At 60.5% G+C, this 18,022-nt stretch carries 15 protein-coding genes, 6 tRNA genes and 1 other RNA gene; 7 read left to right on the top strand and 15 right to left on the bottom strand.

The window, feature by feature from the left end; genetic code table 11:
- Positions 1–28 precede the first annotated feature (28 nt).
- The 9 genes from ACMGGW_RS16275 to ACMGGW_RS16235 form a co-directional block, all read right to left on the bottom strand.
- Positions 29–835: an ABC transporter ATP-binding protein gene (locus ACMGGW_RS16275; RefSeq protein ID WP_004936408.1), complete on the bottom strand. Its 807-nt coding sequence runs from the start codon at positions 833–835 to the stop codon at positions 29–31.
- Between the two features lie 17 nt (positions 836–852).
- Positions 853–1,890, bottom strand: a complete 1,038-nt coding sequence (gene fepG / locus ACMGGW_RS16270) for an iron-enterobactin ABC transporter permease (protein ID WP_167324493.1) — start codon at positions 1,888–1,890, stop codon at positions 853–855.
- Positions 1,890–2,945: a Fe(3+)-siderophore ABC transporter permease gene (gene fepD / locus ACMGGW_RS16265; protein ID WP_025303766.1), complete on the bottom strand. Its 1,056-nt coding sequence runs from the start codon at positions 2,943–2,945 to the stop codon at positions 1,890–1,892. The genes fepG and fepD overlap by 1 nt, the downstream gene beginning before the upstream one ends.
- Before the next feature lie 214 nt (positions 2,946–3,159).
- Entirely contained in the window at positions 3,160–4,167 is a 1,008-nt protein-coding gene (gene fepB / locus ACMGGW_RS16260; protein WP_025303765.1) for a Fe2+-enterobactin ABC transporter substrate-binding protein, read from the bottom strand.
- A gap of 207 nt (positions 4,168–4,374) precedes the next feature.
- Positions 4,375–4,499: non-coding RNA, RtT sRNA (locus ACMGGW_RS16255), on the bottom strand.
- 75 nt (positions 4,500–4,574) lie between these two features.
- Positions 4,575–4,650 (bottom strand) — tRNA-Lys (locus tag ACMGGW_RS16250).
- A gap of 7 nt (positions 4,651–4,657) precedes the next feature.
- Positions 4,658–4,733, bottom strand: a tRNA-Val gene (locus tag ACMGGW_RS16245).
- A 38-nt stretch (positions 4,734–4,771) separates the two neighbouring features.
- Positions 4,772–4,847 (bottom strand) — tRNA-Val (locus tag ACMGGW_RS16240).
- Positions 4,848–4,875: 28 nt separating this feature from the next.
- Positions 4,876–4,951: transfer RNA gene (locus ACMGGW_RS16235), tRNA-Val, on the bottom strand.
- Between the two features lie 294 nt (positions 4,952–5,245).
- On the opposite strand from ACMGGW_RS16235, the gene gltX reads away from it, so the two are divergent.
- Complete coding sequence (gene gltX, locus ACMGGW_RS16230) at positions 5,246–6,661, top strand: glutamate--tRNA ligase (protein ID WP_025303764.1); 1,416 nt, start codon at positions 5,246–5,248, stop codon at positions 6,659–6,661.
- Positions 6,662–6,728: 67 nt separating this feature from the next.
- Here gltX and ACMGGW_RS16225 read toward each other — a convergent pair whose 3' ends face one another.
- Positions 6,729–7,514 (bottom strand): formate/nitrite transporter family protein, encoded by a 786-nt coding sequence (locus ACMGGW_RS16225; RefSeq protein WP_025303763.1) that lies wholly within the window; start codon positions 7,512–7,514, stop codon positions 6,729–6,731.
- Positions 7,515–7,822: 308 nt separating this feature from the next.
- On the opposite strand from ACMGGW_RS16225, the gene ACMGGW_RS16220 reads away from it, so the two are divergent.
- Together ACMGGW_RS16220 and ACMGGW_RS16215 are read left to right on the top strand one after the other, a co-directional pair.
- Positions 7,823–7,898 (top strand) — tRNA-Ala (locus ACMGGW_RS16220).
- 60 nt (positions 7,899–7,958) lie between these two features.
- Positions 7,959–8,034: transfer RNA gene (locus tag ACMGGW_RS16215), tRNA-Ala, on the top strand.
- 118 nt (positions 8,035–8,152) lie between these two features.
- Here ACMGGW_RS16215 and ACMGGW_RS16210 read toward each other — a convergent pair.
- Complete coding sequence (locus tag ACMGGW_RS16210; protein ID WP_004936373.1) at positions 8,153–9,340, bottom strand: NupC/NupG family nucleoside CNT transporter; 1,188 nt, start codon at positions 9,338–9,340, stop codon at positions 8,153–8,155.
- 377 nt (positions 9,341–9,717) lie between these two features.
- On the opposite strand from ACMGGW_RS16210, the gene ACMGGW_RS16205 reads away from it, so the two are divergent.
- The gene (locus ACMGGW_RS16205) at positions 9,718–10,953 is read left to right on the top strand and encodes an Nramp family divalent metal transporter (RefSeq protein ID WP_197832401.1); all 1,236 of its coding nucleotides are present in this window, start codon (positions 9,718–9,720) and stop codon (positions 10,951–10,953) included.
- Between the two features lie 41 nt (positions 10,954–10,994).
- On the opposite strand, the gene ACMGGW_RS16200 is transcribed toward ACMGGW_RS16205, so the two are convergent.
- Both ACMGGW_RS16200 and mgrA read right to left on the bottom strand, forming a co-directional pair.
- Positions 10,995–11,405 (bottom strand): DUF2502 domain-containing protein, encoded by a 411-nt coding sequence (locus tag ACMGGW_RS16200; protein WP_025303761.1) that lies wholly within the window; start codon positions 11,403–11,405, stop codon positions 10,995–10,997.
- Positions 11,406–11,628: 223 nt separating this feature from the next.
- Complete coding sequence (gene mgrA, locus ACMGGW_RS16195) at positions 11,629–12,618, bottom strand: L-glyceraldehyde 3-phosphate reductase (RefSeq protein WP_025303760.1); 990 nt, start codon at positions 12,616–12,618, stop codon at positions 11,629–11,631.
- A gap of 188 nt (positions 12,619–12,806) precedes the next feature.
- Between mgrA and ACMGGW_RS16190 the strand changes: the two genes are divergently transcribed.
- Positions 12,807–14,468, top strand: a complete 1,662-nt coding sequence (locus tag ACMGGW_RS16190) for an alpha-keto acid decarboxylase family protein (protein WP_197832400.1) — start codon at positions 12,807–12,809, stop codon at positions 14,466–14,468.
- On the opposite strand, the gene ACMGGW_RS16185 is transcribed toward ACMGGW_RS16190, so the two are convergent.
- Complete coding sequence (locus tag ACMGGW_RS16185) at positions 14,465–15,334, bottom strand: LysR family transcriptional regulator (RefSeq protein WP_099816969.1); 870 nt, start codon at positions 15,332–15,334, stop codon at positions 14,465–14,467. The genes ACMGGW_RS16190 and ACMGGW_RS16185 overlap by 4 nt on opposite strands.
- Positions 15,335–15,430: 96 nt before the next feature.
- On the opposite strand from ACMGGW_RS16185, the gene ACMGGW_RS16180 reads away from it, so the two are divergent.
- Together ACMGGW_RS16180 and ACMGGW_RS16175 are read left to right on the top strand one after the other, a co-directional pair.
- Positions 15,431–15,883 (top strand): multidrug/biocide efflux PACE transporter, encoded by a 453-nt coding sequence (locus ACMGGW_RS16180; protein ID WP_025303757.1) that lies wholly within the window; start codon positions 15,431–15,433, stop codon positions 15,881–15,883.
- 66 nt (positions 15,884–15,949) lie between these two features.
- Positions 15,950–16,642 carry an aspartate/glutamate racemase family protein gene (locus tag ACMGGW_RS16175; protein ID WP_025303756.1) on the top strand — a complete coding sequence of 231 codons (693 nt, stop codon included), beginning with the start codon at positions 15,950–15,952 and terminating at the stop codon, positions 16,640–16,642.
- Here ACMGGW_RS16175 and ACMGGW_RS16170 read toward each other — a convergent pair.
- Complete coding sequence (locus ACMGGW_RS16170) at positions 16,639–17,886, bottom strand: ion channel protein (RefSeq protein ID WP_025303755.1); 1,248 nt, start codon at positions 17,884–17,886, stop codon at positions 16,639–16,641. The two genes, ACMGGW_RS16175 and ACMGGW_RS16170, sit on opposite strands and share 4 nt — an antisense overlap.
- Between the last annotated feature and the right edge of the window lie 136 nt (positions 17,887–18,022).

The following is an 18,022-nucleotide window of genomic DNA, read 5'->3' as shown; positions in this document are numbered from 1 at the left end:
GGCACAGGCCGGGTTAACCCGGCCTTTTTCATGCCTGCGGCGCGTCGCAGTGGTAGCGGCCGCGCGGGATCACCAGCGGCGTGTGGGACAGTGGATCGTCGATGATCATGCATGGCATGCCGAACACCCGTTCCACCAGCTCGGCGGTAATGATCTCCGCCGGTTTCCCCTCAGCCACGATCTTGCCGTCGCGCATGGCGATGATGTGATCGGCATAGCGGCAGGCGTGGTTGAGATCGTGCAGCACCGCGATGAGGGTTTGGCCGCGCTCGCGGTTGAGCTGGCGGAACAGATCCAGCAGCTCTATTTGGTGCGCGATGTCGAGGTAGGTGGTCGGTTCATCCAGCAGCAGCAGCGGCGTTTGCTGCGCCAACGCCATCGCCACCCAGACGCGCTGTCGCTGTCCGCCGGACAGCTCGTCGACGCTGCGATCCGCCAGCTGGCTGACGTTGGTGGCCGCCATGGCGGCTTCCACCGCCTGTTTGTCGGCCTGCGTCCACTGTTTCAGCAGGCTCTGGTGCGGATAGCGGCCGCGCGACACCAGGTCCGCCACGGTAATGCTGTCCGGTGCGATCGAGGTTTGCGGCAGCAGCCCAAGCTCGCGCGCCAGCGCCTTGGTGGCGAAGCTGCTGATGTTTTTGCCGTCCAGCATCACCTCGCCGGCGCTGGGTTTCAGCAGGCGGCACAGGGCGCGCAGCAGCGTCGATTTGCCACAGGCGTTCGGCCCGACGATCACCGTGAAGGCGCCATCGGGGATCGCCACGCTCAAATCGTCAGCGATGATTTTATTGTCGTAGCCCAGCTTCAGGTGCGAGGCGTGCAGGCGGTGGCTCATGGCATTATCACTCTTCATTATCTGCGGGCCTCACGGATGAGCAGCCAAATCAGGTACAGGCCGCCGATGCAGACGGTCACAACCCCGACCGGCAGTTGGATCGGCGCGAAAAGATGTTGGGACACCACGTCGGCGCTGAGCAGCAGCGCTGCGCCCATCAGCGCCGATGACGTCAGGGTGACCGAGGATTGTCCGGCCAGGCGGCGGGCGATCTGCGGCGCCGCCAGCGCGATAAAGGAAATCGGCCCGGCGGTGGCGGTGACGGCGGCGGTGAGGGTAACGCCGAACAGCATCAGCCACAGCCGGCTGCCTTCGGCGTTCACGCCCAGCGCGCGCGCCGTGTCGTCGCCCATTTCCAATAGCTGCAGCCGTTTGCCCATCAGCAGCGCGGCCGCGGCCGCCAGCAGGATGAACGCCGTGGCGGGCTGGGCTTTCTGCCAGGTCATGCCGTTGAGCGAACCGGCCTGCCACATGGCGGCGTCCATGGCGCGCTCCAGCGAAGCGGTGATGATCAGCCAGGTATTGGTGGAGACTAGCACCGCGCTGATGGCGATACCGACGATGATCAGCCGGAAGCCGGCGATGCCTTGCCGCCAGGCCAGCAGGTAGATGGCCAGCGCGGCGAGAATGCCGCCGGCCAGCGCGCCGCCGGCGATGTAGTAATAGCCGCCGTTGAACAGGGTGATGGCGATCAGCGCGCCGGTGTAAGCCCCCATGTTAAAGCCAATCACGTCCGGGCTGCCGAGCGGGTTGCGGATAATCGACTGGAAGATGGCGCCGCTCATGCCGAGCGCGGCGCCTAACAGCAGCGCCATGGCGATGCGCGGCAAGCGCCATTGGGTGACCACGGTGACCAGGTTTTTCGGCGCCTCGCCGGTCAGCGCGGCAAAAACCTGCTCCAGCGAAAGTTGCAGCGTGCCGTAGCACAGGGCGGCGACGGCCATCGCCAGACACAGCGCCAACAGTGAAAGGTTGACCAGCAGCAGGCGCAGCGGCAGGCGCCCGTTGATGACGCCGTCCGGGCGGCCGATATGCAACGTGTGCGGCAGACTCATCACAGACCCCCCAGCGTTTTCTTGCGGCGCACCAGCCAGATCAGCACCGGCGCGCCGATGAAGGCCGCCACGATGGAAACCCGCAGTTCACCGGCCGCCAGCAAGCGGCCGACCACGTCGGCGCACAGCAGTAAAATCGGCGCCAGCAGCATGGAGTAGGGCAGGATCCAGCGCTGGTCGGGGCCGACCCACCAGCGGGCGATATGCGGCACCATCAGGCCGATGAAACTGATTGGGCCGACGGTGGCGGTCGCCGCGCCGCACAGCAGCGTGATGGCGATCACCGCGACAATCTGAGTCAGTACTACGCGCGCGCCGAGCGCGATAGCCAAATCCTCCCCCATACCGATGGTATTCAGCGGCCGGGCGATGAGCAGCGTCAGCAGGCAGCCGAGCAAAATGGCGGGGGCGGTGACCGGCAGCGTGGACAGCGTGCGGATATCCAGCGTGCCGGCCTGCCAGAAGCGCAGTTGGTCAAAGGTTTGCGGATCGATCAGCGACAGCCCGGTGGTGATGCCGAGCAACACCGCGCCGATCGCCACGCCGGCCAGCGTCAGCCGCACCGGGTTGATGCGCCCGCCCGCCAGCGTGCCGATCAGGTAGACTAGCAGGGTGGTGAGGGCAGCGCCGACGAAGGCATAGGCCATATAGCTTTCAGTGGTGGCGGCGCCGAAAAACATGATGCCGATGACCACGGCGAAGCTGGCGCCGGCGTTGATGCCGAGCACGCCGGGATCGGCCAGCGGATTGCGCGTCAACGCCTGAATCAGCGCGCCGGCGGCGCCGAGCGCCATGCCGGCTAAAATGCCCGCCAGCGTACGGGGCACCCGGGCGTTGAGAATGATGGTGCTGTCGGAACCGCTCGCGGCGCCCTGCAGGCTGAGCCAGACGGTATGGAAGGGGATGGCCTTGGAACCCAGCATCAGGCTGGCAATGATGCACAGCAGCAACAGCACCAAACCGATACCGAACCCGGCGATGCGTTTGAAGCCACTGGCGTAAGCTGCGTGCGGTGCGGACGAAAGCGTCCGCTCAGTCGGAGTGGGTACGTTCACACCGGTAACTCCTGTATGATTTTTATTCTCATTGTTATTTGCGTTCATGCGGGCGCTAATAGTAGCACGAGTTTACGCCCGCATGCACCCGCCGGTTGGTGGCAAAGGTGCGTTGACGATGTTAATAACTATTGATATTTCAATTGATTGAATGTGAACGGTCGCCCCGCTTGTTGAAAGCGTCGGCAGGAGCCTGACCTGCCGACGGCGTGGCTCAGGGCTTTTTGAACAGCCGTTCGATTTGGTTCAGCATGTTGGTGGCACTGTAATAATCGAGGCGGAAGGTGTCGTTGCCGACGGCGTAGACGTGCCGCTGTTCCACCGGCTCCAGATGTTTAAGGAACGGGTTGGTCAGCACCTCTTGCACTTTGCGCTCATTGGTGGCGAACAGGATCAGGGTTTTGCCGTTCAGGCCTTCGGCCATTTTTTCGCCGGAGATCTGGATGATGTCATGGCGTTTACCCATGCTGGCGTTGCCTTTGGCGCTTTCCGGCGGGGTGGCCAATTGGAAGCCAAGCTGGGTCAGCAGCTTGCCCTGGGCGGAGCCCGGTGTCCACAGCATGGCCTCGCGGCCGTTGTCGGCATACACCAGCGGCGTGGTCGGCTGTGGCGGCAGGGTGATCGCCTGCTTCACTTGCTCCACACGCTGTTCGAAACGATCTTCCGCCTGTTTGGCGCCGGCTTCGTGACCGGTGATCTCACCGAGCTCGCTGGCCAGCTGTTGCCAGCTTTTGTCGCCATAATCGAGTACTAACGTCGGCGCAATGGCGGACAGCTGATCGTACAGCTTCAGCGCTGAATCCCCGCCGGTGGCGGCGACGACGATCAAATCCGGCGCGGCGGCGGCGACGGCTTCGGCATTGGGCTCCACCTGATACAGCCGTTCGACGTGGCGCTGTTTGGCCACCTCGCTCCACTGGGTAAAGAAGCCTTGTTTATCGGCCACCAGGGGATTTGGGCTGGTGGCGGCGCTGGCGACCACCGGGGCGTCGATCGCCAGCAGCGTACCGGTGATGGTGACGCTGGTGGACACGATGCGCAGCGGCGGTTTTTCCAGCGTGAATTTCCCTTTGGCGCTGTCGATGGTGCGCGGCCAACTGCTGTCGGCAGCAGGGGCGGACGGTTTTTGCTCGTCGCTCTTGTCGTCCGGGCCGCAGCCGCTGAGCAACAGGCTGGAAGTGGCGATAAATACAATGAACAGCTGGCGTAAGGATAGGGTCATGAGCGGGCTCTTTCTTTCCTTGAACTAAGGCGTATCAATCCGGCGGCGGATTGGCTGCGTGGTGGATGCCCGCTAATTTACCATTCAAGCCGGCAAAATGATAACCATTCGTATCTCAGCGCGTGGTGAATAAAGAAAGAATACGAAGAAAAGGGAAGTGGGTGAGACAGAAACGGAAAAAGCGCCAAAAGGCGCTTTTTTCTGAATTGGTGGGTCGTGCAGGATTGATTCGGCCTGTGGCCTCACCCTACGGGCAACGCTGCGCGTTGTCGTATCGCTGCGCGATGCTCGAACCTGAACGCAGGATCTCACCCGCACGACTCAGTGGGCCATGTCAGTAAGAAGATAAAGGCAGAGTCAGGTGGCGCAGAAACGAAAAAAGCGCCAAAAGGCGCTTTTTTCTGAATTGGTGGGTCGTGCAGGATTCGAACCTGCGACCAATTGATTAAAAGTCAACTGCTCTACCAACTGAGCTAACGACCCGCAGAAGTGGTGGGTGATGACGGGCTCGAACCGCCGACCCCCTCCGTGTAAAGGAGATGCTCTACCAACTGAGCTAATCACCCACTTCAGGACTTCCAGGTACTGCTAAACGAGAGAATGATGGTGGGTGATGACGGGCTCGAACCGCCGACCCCCTCCGTGTAAAGGAGATGCTCTACCAACTGAGCTAATCACCCTCATTCGTTCTCATTTTTCTCAACAAGATGGTGGGCGATGACGGGCTCGAACCGCCGACCCCCTCCGTGTAAAGGAGATGCTCTACCAACTGAGCTAATCGCCCCGTCTTGTTGGAGTCGCATTATAGGGATAGTTCAAAGTGAGTCAACGCTTTTTAAAATGATTTCAATCGTTCGCCGCAAATTTAGGCAGGGCGCGATAATTATCGCCAGCAGCGCTGATTCTTTGCGCAACGCTATGCGAAACTCGCCGCAAAACGCGCGAAATCGACCGGCGCAATATCGTGTCGGCGTTGAGGAATTAGCGCGTGGTGATACAATGTCGTCCACTCTTTTTTCAATTCCGAGCAATCGTCGGCCATCGCCGACACGCGTTGCGTAATAAGGCAGTGAACCCAATGAAAATCAAAACCCGTTTTGCACCGAGCCCGACCGGCTATCTCCACGTCGGCGGCGCGCGTACCGCACTTTACTCCTGGTTGTTCAGCCGCCATGCGGGCGGTGAGTTCGTTCTGCGTATCGAAGATACCGATCTGGAACGTTCGACCCAGGACGCGATCGACGCAATTATGGATGGCATGAACTGGTTGAACCTGGATTGGGATGAAGGCCCGTATTTCCAGACCAAGCGTTTCGATCGCTACAACGCGGTCATCGACGAGATGCTGGAGCAGGGCACGGCCTATAAATGCTATTGCTCCAAGGAACGTCTGGAAGCGCTGCGCGAGAAGCAGATGGAAAACGGCGAGAAGCCGCGTTACGACGGCCACTGCCGCGACAGCCAGTGCAGCCACACCGACGACGAGCCGCACGTGGTGCGTTTCCGCAATCCGCAGGAAGGGTCGGTGATCTTCGACGACAAAATTCGCGGCCCGATCGAATTCAGCAACCAGGAGCTGGACGATCTGATCATCCGCCGCACCGACGGTTCGCCAACCTATAACTTCTGCGTCGTCGTCGATGACTGGGATATGGAAATCACCCATGTGATCCGCGGTGAAGACCACATCAACAACACCCCACGCCAGATCAACATTCTCAAAGCGCTGGGTGCGCCGGTGCCGGAATATGCGCACGTGTCGATGATCCTCGGCGACGACGGTAAAAAATTGTCCAAGCGCCACGGCGCCGTGGGTGTTATGCAATACCGCGACGACGGCTATCTGCCGCAGGCGCTGCTGAACTACCTGGTGCGCCTGGGTTGGTCCCATGGCGATCAGGAGATCTTCTCCATCGATGAGATGAAAGAGTTCTTCACGCTGGAAGCGATCAACAAATCCGCCAGCGCCTTCAACACCGAGAAGCTGCAGTGGCTGAACCACCACTACATCAACCATATGCCGGCGGAAGAAGTGGCGGTGCATCTGGCATGGCACGTTGAGCAACTGGGCATTGAAACCCGCAACGGTCCGGAACTGAAAGACCTTGTCAAGCTGCTGGGCGAGCGTTGCAAGACGCTGAAAGAGATGGCGGAGTCTTGCCGTTACTTCTACGAAGACTTCAGCGAGTTCGACGCCGACGCCGCCAAGAAGCACCTGCGCCCGGTCGCGCGTCAGCCGCTGGAAGCGGTGCGTGCCAAGCTGGCCGCCATCACCGTCTGGACGCCGGAAAATGTGCACGACGCCATTCAGGGCACGGCGGATGAGCTGGGTGTCGGCATGGGCAAAGTCGGCATGCCGCTGCGCGTCGCGGTGACCGGCGCCGGCCAGTCGCCGGGCATGGACGTGACCGTGCATGCGATCGGCCAGAAGCGCTCGCTGCAGCGTATCGATATGGCGCTGGCTTACATCGCCGAGCGTGAAGCCCAGGCCTGATTAGGCTGATACGCCGTAAATGAAAAAGCCCCGTGGAGCGATCCCGGGGCTTTTTTATTGCTTGCTGTCAGGCTTGTTCGCCGGCCGGCAAACCCGGACGGTAGGCGATGAAATACATCAGCCCGACAAAGCCGGCGCCGCCCAGCGCATTGCCGAGAAATACCGCGACGAAATTAGGCAGATACTGTTCCCAACCCATGCCGCCGGCAAAGATGGCCGCCGGGATGATGAACATATTCGCCACCACGTGCTGGAAGCCGATGGCGACAAAAGCCATGACAGGGAACCACATGCCGATCACTTTGCCCGGCACATCTTTGCTGGCGAAGGCTAACCACACCGCCAGGCACACCAGCCAGTTGCAGCCGACGCCGGAAATGAAGGCGTGCAGGAAGTCCGCATCCACTTTGGCCTGCGCGATCGCCAGCGTCTTATGCAAGAACGCGCCTTCGGTCAGGCCCAGCAAATGGCCGAAGAAGTACGCGACGGCCACGCTGCCGGCCAGGTTGGCCAGAGTGACCCAAAACCAGTTGCGCAGCACGGCGATGGCGGGGATTTCGCGGGCAAACCAGGCCATCGGCAAGGTCATCATGTTGCCGGTCAGCAGTTCGCCGCCGGCCAGAATGGTCAGGATCAAACCGATAGGGAAGACCGCGGCGCCCAACAGGGCGCCGAAAGAGCCCCATTCAGCCGGCAGAGTGCCGATGACGTGAATATCCAGCAGGAAGCCGGTGGCGATAAAGGCGCCGGCGAGAAAGCCCAGAATCAACAGATTAGCGAGAGGGGCGCTGCTTTTGTTTACCCCGGCCTGAACGGCGAGGGCGGCGATTTCTTTTGGTGAATGCAAAGACATGACGGACTCGGTTTATAGTAATAAAGTTTATGGCGCGGGCAGTCTATGCCGCTCGGGAGCCCGACTCAAGCGCATTTCGCTAACATTCCGTTAATTAAAAATCAACGTGATATGCAGGGTCTTTTGCTATTTTGAGATGTAGCGCGCAAAATGGATGAACTCTGCACAAACTGATGATTTTTTGGCGCCAAACATGCTGATTTGGCGGCTTTTTCAACGCTTGATTCAGTAATTCAATTTAGCCGTTGACAGCTTTGAATGGGTTTCATATTATGCGCCCCGTTCACAGCACAAAGTGATTGTGGAACGGGGCTATAGCTCAGCTGGGAGAGCGCTTGCATGGCATGCAAGAGGTCGACGGTTCGATCCCGTCTAGCTCCACCAACCTTCTCCTCAGAGAGGTTGGGGAATACCGTAAAGCCGGTCAACGCGTACCACTTTTGTGGGGCTATAGCTCAGCTGGGAGAGCGCTTGCATGGCATGCAAGAGGTCGACGGTTCGATCCCGTCTAGCTCCACCACCATTTAAAAAGCCGACCCTAGGGTCGGCTTTTTGCTTTTCGTCATTTATCCTTCGCCGAATGCCAAGCAATAAAAAAGGCGCCCGCAGGCGCCTTGTTATCGTCGTCGGTTCGAGGCTTAGCCCAGCACCAGACCCGCGATGGAAGCGGACAGGATGCTGACCAGCGTAGAGCCGTACACCAGCTTCAGACCAAAGCGCGACACCACGTTGCCCTGGTGTTCGTTCAGGCCCTTGATCGCACCGGCCACGATGCCGATGGAAGAGAAGTTGGCGAAGGACACCAGGAACACCGACAGGATCCCCAGGCTGCGCGGCGACAGCTCGGCAGAGACTTTCTGCAGCTCCATCATGGCCACGAATTCGTTGGAAACCAGCTTGGTCGCCATGATGCTGCCGACCTGCAGGGCTTCGTGTTTTGGAATGCCCATGATCCAGGCGAACGGATAGAAGAAGTAACCGAGGATTTCCTGGAAGCTCAGGCCGAAGATAGCGCTGAATACGCCATTGAGCGCGGCGATCAGGGCGATGAAGCCAATCAGCATCGCGGCGACGATAATCGCTACTTTGAAGCCGGCCAGGATGTATTCACCCAGCATTTCGAAGAAGCTCTGGCCTTCGTGCAGATTGCCCAGATGCAGCTCTTCTTCTTTATTGGTGTCGTACGGGTTGACCAGCGACAGCACGATAAAGGTGCTGAACATGTTCAATACCAGTGCCGCCACCACGAACTTGGCGTCCAGCATGGTCATGTAGGCGCCGACGATAGACATGGACACCGTAGACATCGCGGTTGCCGCCATGGTGTACATGCGCTTTTCCGACATCTTGCCCAGGATATCCTTGTAGGCGATGAAGTTTTCGGATTGGCCCAGGATCAGCGAGCTGACGGCGTTGAACGACTCCAGCTTGCCCATGCCGTTCACTTTCGACAGCACGGTACCGATAATGCGGATGATGAAAGGCAGCACTTTGATGTACTGCAGAATACCGATCAGCGCCGAAATGAAGACGATCGGGCACAGCACCTTCAGGAAGAAGAACGCCAGGCCTTTGTCGCCCATGCCGCCGAACACGAAATCAGTCCCTTGTCCCGCAAACCCGAGCAGTTTGTCAAACAGCGCGGCGAATCCTTTTACGAAGCCCAAACCCGCTTCCGAATGCAGGAAAAAGTAGGCCAGCAGTACTTCGATAACCAGTAATTGAATAACATAGCGAATGCGGATGCTTTTACGATCGCGGCACACCAACAGGGCCAGGATCGCCACCACTACTATCGCCAACGCAAAGTGCGCAATATGGGACATGTTTGCTCCAAATTTGAGGCAGGCTGAATTTCGGCTGTCATTTTATGTAACGCTACGTTTAAAAACGAGACTTCTATTGCAAATATGGAAAATCATAGCGGGAATTCTCCTAAAGTGTTGCGCAAAAGCATAAAAAATCAAGATGTTAACGCAGAGATAGGAAATTCGTATTCTTGTGCTAACCTGTCTTTCAGGGGTATTGCAGCTAAAATCCCATCCCAAAAGCACGGAAATCGGCATGCTTGGTGTCGGACCCTTCGATAAAACCATTAATGTTGGCTATTACAGAGATAATTTTTACCGCTCTAAATGCGCTTGATAATTATTATCATTTATATAGAGTGGAGATAAACGTAATTTCAGTAAGGGTTCAACATATGCTGAACAGTCGCGTGGTTGAAACCACCCCCGGTCGCTCTGCCAGAAAAATCAAACTCTCGCTGATGGGGCCCGCCTTCATCGCCGCTATCGGCTATATCGATCCCGGTAACTTCGCCACCAACATCCAGGCCGGCGCCTCGTTCGGCTACAGCCTGCTGTGGGTGGTGGTCTGGGCCAACGTGATGGCGATGCTGATCCAACTGTTGTCCGCCAAGCTGGGCATCGCCACCGGGAAAAACCTGGCCGAGCATATTCGCGATCGCTTTCCGCGGCCGGCGGTGTGGGCCTATTGGGTGCAGGCGGAGATCATCGCCATGGCGACCGATCTGGCCGAGTTTATCGGCGCGGCGATCGGCTTCAAGCTGCTGCTCGGGATTTCCCTGTTGCAGGGCGCGGTGCTGACCGGCATCGCCACCTTTTTAATTCTGATGCTGCAAAAACGCGGGCAAAAGCCGCTGGAACGGGTGATTGGCGGCCTGCTGCTGTTCGTCGCCGCCGCTTACATCGTCGAGCTGGCATTCTCTCAGCCGCAGTTTGCGCCGTTGCTGAAGGGGATGGCGCTGCCCGATCTGCCTAACGGCGATGCGGTATTTCTGGCCGCCGGGGTATTGGGTGCCACCATCATGCCGCACGTGATCTATCTGCATTCGTCGCTTACCCAAGTCGGCGGTGAGCATGACAAGGCGGAGCGCTATGCCGCCACCAAAGTCGACGTCGCCGTCGCCATGACCATCGCCGGTTTCGTCAACCTGGCGATGATGGCCACTGCCGCCGCCGCGTTTCATTTCAGCGGCCACAGCGGCATCGCCGATCTCGACGTGGCTTACCTGACGCTGCAGCCGCTGCTCGGGCAAGCCGCCGCCATCGTGTTTGGCCTGAGCCTGGTGGCCGCCGGTCTCTCCTCTACCGTGGTGGGCACGCTGGCGGGGCAGGTGGTGATGCAGGGGTTTGTGCATTTCCATATCCCGCTGTGGCTGCGTCGCGCGGTGACCATGCTGCCGTCGTTTATCGTTATCATGCTGGGAATGGACGCCACGCGCATTCTGGTGCTGAGCCAGGTGCTGCTCAGCTTCGGCATTGCGCTGGCGCTGGTGCCGCTGCTGGCTTTCACCGGTAATCGGGCGCTGATGGGGGAAATGGTCAACGGCCCGCTGGTGCAAAACCTGGGCAAGCTGATCGTACTGGTGGTGGTGGGATTGAACGGCTACCTGCTGATCGGCAGCGTGCTGTAGGCAAAAAAAACGCGGGCCGGCATTACGCCGGCCCGTCGTCGTTAATCGCGGTCGTCATCGCCGTGGCGGCGCCAGCGATCGCGGTCATGATCGTGGTGGTGCTTTTTCTCTTTCTTCCAATGGTGCTTATCGTAATGCTTGTCGTATTTACGATAGCGTCCTTCATGATAGTAATAGTGTTTGCGCCAGTAGTCGCGGTCGCGCCAGCGATAGCCGTCCCAGTAGTAACCGCGACGGCTGCGGTCGCCGAGATAGCGCCCCTGATGGCCTTGCCACCAGTCGCGATCGCGCCAGTCGTAACCGTCCCAGTAACGGCCGCGATTGTCCTGATCGCCGATGCGCAGTGAAACGCCCGGCATCAGATCGATGCTGATCCCTTCGGCGTGTGCTTGCTGTGCGGCGGGCAGTACCGTCGCCGCCAAGATGGCGGCCAAGAGCAGAGGTTTAAACATGGCTTCTCCTTCCCGCTTGCGCGGCTTGGCCGTTTGTCACTTTATGAAGCGCGTTCATCAGTTTAAAAAAGCGGCCTTATCGTTATTTTGCTGCAATATCGGCATCATAGCGCCAGCGCATAGGGTTGAATCTGAGAGCCACTCTGAAAACGGTGCGGGAGTTCAAGATTTGAGATTTTTCTGGAGTCTCGCCGCTCGATTGAGCGGCGGAATTTGTAAGCGATTACAATAAGATTTTCTCGATCTGCGCGAGCTCTTCTTCACTGAAGTGACGATTGGCCAGCATGCCCACCGCGTCTTCTATCTGCGCATTCTTACTGGCGCCGATCAGCACCGAGGTAACGCGATCGCCGCGCAGCACCCAGGCCAGCGCCATCTGCGACAGCTTCTGCCCGCGTTGCCGCGCCAGCGCATCGAGGCGGCGCACCTTGTCCAGCCGCTCGTCGGTCAACTGCTCCGGCTGCAGGAAGCGGCTGCCGCTGGCGGCGCGGGAATCTTGCGGGACGCCGTGCAGGTAGCGGTCGGTCAGCAGGCCGCCCGCCAGCGGCGAGAAGGCGATCGCGCCGACGCCATGCTCCGCCAGCGTATCCAGCAATTCCGCCTCCGGCGTGCGTTCCAACATCGAATACTTGGGCTGGTGGATCACGCACGGCGTACCGAGCCGCTGCAGAATGTCGAACGCCTGCCGCGCGCGCTCGGCCGGGTAGTTGGACAGGCCGACATACAGCGCTTTGCCCTGGCGCACCAACAAATCCAGCGCCGCCATGGTTTCTTCCAGCGGCGTGTCCGGATCCGGCCGGTGGTGGTAAAAGATATCCACATACTCCAATCCCATGCGCTTCAGGCTCTGATCGAGGCTGGCGACCAGGTACTTTTTCGAGCCCCAATCGCCGTAGGGGCCGGGCCACATGGTGTAACCGGCTTTGGATGAGACGATCAGCTCATCGCGCCAGGCCCGCAGATCGGCGTTGAGAATGCGGCCAAAGTTCTCCTCGGCGGCGCCGGGCGGCGGGCCGTAGTTATTGGCCAGATCGAAATGGGTAATGCCGCGATCGAAGGCGCAGCGGATCAGGCCGCGGGCGTTGTCATACAGCGTGGCGTCGCCGAAGTTGTGCCACAGCCCGAGCGAGACGGCGGGCAGCTTCAGCCCGCTGCGGCCACAGCGCCGGTATTCCATATCTTGATAACGCGTAGGGGAGGCTTGGTAGGACATAGTTATCCTTGTCGGCGAGAGGTGAAGTGCTTTGAGTGTATACGTTTCCACACCACGCTGCCGGGGGAGCGATCACAGCGCCGGCATGTAACGCCAGGTTGCCGTTCGATGCCGGAGCGTTTGTTCGAAATTTGAACGGCATCTTCGATAATTAAGATAATCGCTCCAGCTGCAGACAGGTGATGATCATGACTCAGACCTATACGGTGGCCGATTATCTTCTCGATCGTCTGGCCCAAATCGGCATCCGTCATTTCTTCGGCGTGCCGGGGGATTACAACCTGCAATTTCTTGATCATGTTCTCGCTCATCCGCAAATCACCTGGGTAGGCTGCGCCAACGAATTGAACGCCGCCTACGCCGCCGATGGCTACGCGCGCTGCAAACCGGCGGCCGCGCTGCTCACCACGTTTGGCGTCGGCGAGCTAAGCGCGTTGAACGGGGTGGCCGGCAGCTACGCCGAATACCTGCCGGTGATCCACGTGGTCGGCACCCCGGCGCAGCGCGCCCAGCGCGCCGGTGATTTGTTGCATCATTCGCTGGGGGATGGCGACTTCACCCACTTCGCCCGGATCGCCAAAGAGGTGACCGTCGCGCAGGCCAATCTGACCGCCGATAACGCCGCGATGGAGATAGACCGCCTGATCGGCGTCGCCTTGCTGGAACATCGCCCGGTTTATCTGATGTTGCCCAGCGACGTCGCGCAGGCGCCGCTGCCGAGTAAACCGGCGCCGCTGATGCTGCGCCAGGCCAAACTGTCGCAGAGCGCATTGCAGGCATTTATCGCCGCGGCGCGCGAAAAGCTGCTGTCGGCGCGGCGGGTGTCATTGTTGGCGGATTTCCTGGCCGATCGCTTCGGCGCCGAAGGGGTGCTGGACGAGTGGCTGCAGGAGGTCGACATTCCGCACGCTACGCTGCTGCTCGGCAAGGGCGTGCTGGATGAGAACCGCGCCGGTTTTGTCGGTACCTACTGCGGTGGCGCCAGCGATCCGGCGGTGAAACAGCTTATCGAAAACGCCGATGTGGTGATCAACGTCGGGGTGCGTTTGACCGACACCATTACCGCCGGTTTCACGCATCATCTGCCGGTGGAAAAATGCATCGATATTCAGCCGTTCGAAGCCTGGGTTGGGCGGCGGTGTTTTAGCCGCATCCCGATGCGCGAGGCGGTACAGGCGCTGCATCGCCTGAGTCTGTCGCTGGCGTCGCGTTGGCCGTTGCCGCCGATCGTCCGCCCGGCCCTGCCGGAAGGCAATGGGGAAGGGTTGGATCAGCACGCCTTCTGGCGGCAGATACAGGATTTCCTGCTGCCGGGGGATATCGTGCTGGCCGATCAGGGCACCGCCTGTTTCGGCGCGGCGGCGCTGACATTGCCGCGCGGCTGCCGGCTGATCGTGCAGTCGCTCTGGGGATCGATCGGCTATACCCTGCCGGCGACGTTCGGCGTGCAGACCGCCGAACCGCAGCGCCGGGCAGTATTGCTGATCGGCGACGGCGCCGCGCAGCTGACCGTGCAGGAACTGGGATCGATGCTGCGCGACGGGCTTAAACCGGTGATCTTCGTGCTGAACAATCAGGGGTATACCGTTGAACGCGCGATCCACGGGCCGGAGCAACGTTATAACGACATCGCGCGCTGGAACTGGACGCAGCTGCCGTCGGCGTTGGCCGGTGAGCGGCCCGTGAAGGCGTTGCGGGTCAGCGATCCGGACGGATTGCGTCAGGCGCTGCGCGAGGTAGCGGACGACGAACGGCTGGCCTTCATCGAAGTGATGCTGCCGAAGATGGACATTCCGGAACTTCTCGATACCGTCTCCCGCGCCATTCAGGCGCGCAACGCCGCCGCTTAGGGCAGGGTATCGCCCAGTAGGCGCTCCAGCATCCAGAACCCCGCCGGGCCCGGCGGGGTCAGTTTGGACCATACCGCATCCACCGAAATCAGTTTTGGCCAGCCGCGCGGCCGCAGCTGGGTGAGCCTGCCGTGGCCGTATTGCTGCACCAGCCAGTGCGGCAACACCGCCCAACCGAATCCTTGTTCCGCCATTTCCAGCAACAGCAGATAGCTGGGCGCCGACCAGACCAGGCCACCCTGTCTGGCCGCCTCGGCGCCGGTGTAGGTATTGAGGATCAGTTGGCGGGTGCTGGACAATTGCTCTGGCGTCGGCGCGGCGACCTGCGCCAGCGGATGCTGATGGGCGACGAACAGCCCCATTTCGGTCTGCTCAGGCAGCCGGGAGAAGGCGATATCCGGCGGATAACGTTTTTGCACTTCTACCATGCCCAAATGCGCGCGGCCGCTTTGCAGCAGATCGATAACGTCGTCTTCCTCGGCGATCATCCATTCCAGTTCAATCTCCGGGTAGCGCTGTTCGAACAGCTGCATCAACCGATCGTGATGCTTGGGCTGGTAGGTATCGGAAAACACCATGCTCAGGCGCGGTTCAACCTCGCCCGCCAGCTGAATGCTCAGGGCGTCGAGCCGTTCGCTGGCCGCGAGGATCGCCTGTACGTGCCCCAGCACTTTGCGGCCGGCGGCGGTGAGCACCGGCTGGCGCGCGCTGCGATCGAACAGCGTCAATGCCAGGTCGGCCTCCAGATTGGCGATGGCGGTACTGACGGTGGATTGGCTTTTACGCAGCTTGCGCGCGGCGGCGGAAAATGAGCCGAGGGCGGCGGCTTCTACGAACGCCTGTAACGCTTCCGGTGAATAGTGCATATATCTACTTTATCGATGGAACCTATTTTTAATCTACCCAAAAAAGCGATGATAATCACCTGGCTTTCGCAACAACTGTTGAAAAAAAGGTGATGTATGCAACTGCAAAACAAGTCTCTCATTGAACGTATCGTCCACGCCGTCGGTTTCGAGGCCATCGCCGTGATGGTTTGCGCCCCGCTGGGCGCGTGGCTGCTGAACCGCTCAATGGTGCAGGTCGGTGCGTTGGCGGTGATGCTCTCCACCGTCGCGATGCTGTGGAACATGGTTTACAACACGGTGTTCGACCGTCTGTGGCCGGCCAGCCGGGTGGTGCGTAACCTGAAGGTGCGTGCGCTGCACGCCGTCGGCTTTGAAGCCGGTTTTATCCTGATCGGCGTGCCGATCGCCGCCTGGATGCTGAGTATCTCCTGGGCGCAGGCGTTTATGCTGGAAATCGGTTTCTTCCTGTTCTTCCTGCCGTACACCATGGCCTATAACTGGCTGTACGACACGCTGCGCCAGCGCTGGTTCGAAGCGCGCCAGCCGATCAATTCCGGCGTCAAATAAGGCGTCGTCAGCCCGGCGATTCTCAGGTAAGGTCAGAGGATCGTCGGAAATGCTGAGGAACGAAGGATGAAAGTGTTGGGTCTGCTGGGCGGCATGAGTTGGGAATCCACCATTCCGTATTACCGCACCATCAACGAGCAGGTAAAGGCGCGCCTCGGCGGGCTGCATTCGGCCAAAATCGTGCTCTACAGCGTCGATTTTCAGGAAATTGAACGCTTGCAGCATCAGGGCGATTGGGATGGTGCCGGCCGGCTGCTGGCCGAGGCCGCCGTGGCTTTGCGCGCCGCCGGCGCCGAAGCCATCGTGATCTGCACCAACACCATGCACAAGGTGGCGGAGGCGGTCGAGCAGGCCAGCGGCCTGCCGCTGATTCACATCGCCGACGCCACGGCGCTGCAGGTGCGGGAAAAAAACATTCGCCGCGTCGGGCTGCTGGGCACGCGTTTTACCATGGAGCAGACCTTCTACCGCGGCCGCCTGCAGGAATTGCACGGCATTGATGTGGTGACGCCGGTCAGCGCCGATCGTGACATCGTGCACCGCATCATCTATGACGAGCTGTGCCTCGGTAACATTCGCGACGCCTCGCGCGATGAGTATCGCCGGATCATCAGCGACCTGGAGCAACAGGGCGCGCAGGGGATTATTTTCGGCTGCACCGAGATAGGGTTGCTGGTGAGCGAGCGGGATGCGTCGGTGCCGGTGTTCGACACCACCGCGATCCACGCCCGCGCCGCCGCGGCGTTCGCGCTGGACTAATCGTCGTGCGGCGGTTGCCGGCGGTTCACCAGCATCAGCGGTTTGCCTGCCAGCGTCAGCCAGGCGGGCAGCATCACGATGCATAAGACGGGCAGCAGGTGCAGATCCGGCACCACCGCCACCGCCATGAACAGGCTGAGCCAGCCGTCGCGCGTGACCACCAGCACCAGCCCCATAATGGCGCAGGAGACGGTGATCGCCGCCGGCACCGCCGGAACGTGCTGGTGCAGCATCAGCCCCAGCGCCACCCCGACGAACACCGCCGGGAAGATGCGCCCGCCGCGAAAGCCGCTGGCGGCGGCGATCACCAGCGCCGCCAGCTTGGTCAGGGTAACGGTCAACAGCGCCGGCACCGAATAGTTGCCGTCTGCCGCGAGGCGCTTCATTTCATCCAGCCCTTTGAACAGGGTAATCTCTCCGCCCACCAGCGCCAGCAGGCCCAGCACAAAGCCACCCAGTCCTAACATCAACACCGGATTCTTCATCGAATGGAACAGGCGGTGAACGTGTGGGAAGCACCACAGCGCCACCATGCCGAGCGCGATGGCGATCAGCGCTACGATGGCGCCGCTGAAGATGTCCGGCAGTCGCGTTACGTCGTAGGCGTCGAGCTGCAGGGCGAAATTGGGTACGAAGAACATCTGGGTGGTGACCGCGCCGGCGGCGGCGGCCACCAGCGGGGCGAACAGCCGATCCCACAGCGGCGTTTCGTTATTGCCCGCCAGGGTTTGCGAGAAGATCAGTGCGGCGGCGACCGGCGTGCCGAACATCGCGCCGATGGTGCCCGCGGCCGCCAGGATGATCCAGTCCATGCGCGGCACCTTCGGCAGCAGGCGCGCCCCCGCCGCCGCCACCAGCGCGATATTGATGGCGGTGATCGGGTTTTCCGGCCCCAGGCTGACGCCGCCGGCCAGGCCGACGATCAGCGCCAATCCCAGCCCCGGCAGGGCGGAGAGCGGCAGCGGCATGCCGATCAGCGATTCCGTCGCCGGATCCGGCCCGGCGTGGCCCGGCATGTAGCGCACGATCAGGCCGACCGCCACGCCGGTCAGCGTCAGCATGCCGAGCGGCCACCAGGGTGCCTGGGCATCCAGGCTCAGCGCGTCGGGCAGCGTCACCCACAGCCATTGCTGCAGCGTAGCGGCGACTTTCATCATCAATAGCAGCACCAGACTGGAGGCGGAACCGATAATCAGCGCAGGCAAAGCAAAGGCCAACATGGCATTGGCGCGCGGATGCAGCATGGATAATCCCTTGTCGATGCCTCCATGCAGGGCAGGGAGAGCGGGTGGTTGGCAGTGGCCACAGCTTGCCAGACTATCGGCGAGCAGGCACGCATTGATATTGCCCGGCGTCGATGACGGTTAACAGTCGCGGCGG

The sequence above is a fragment of the Serratia sp. BNK-4 genome, from assembly GCF_048685115.1.
GTDB classification, from domain to species: Bacteria; Pseudomonadota; Gammaproteobacteria; order Enterobacterales; family Enterobacteriaceae; genus Serratia; species Serratia bockelmannii.
Note: the sequence above shows the minus strand (reverse complement) of the source record. Positions and strands in the feature narration are given on the sequence as shown.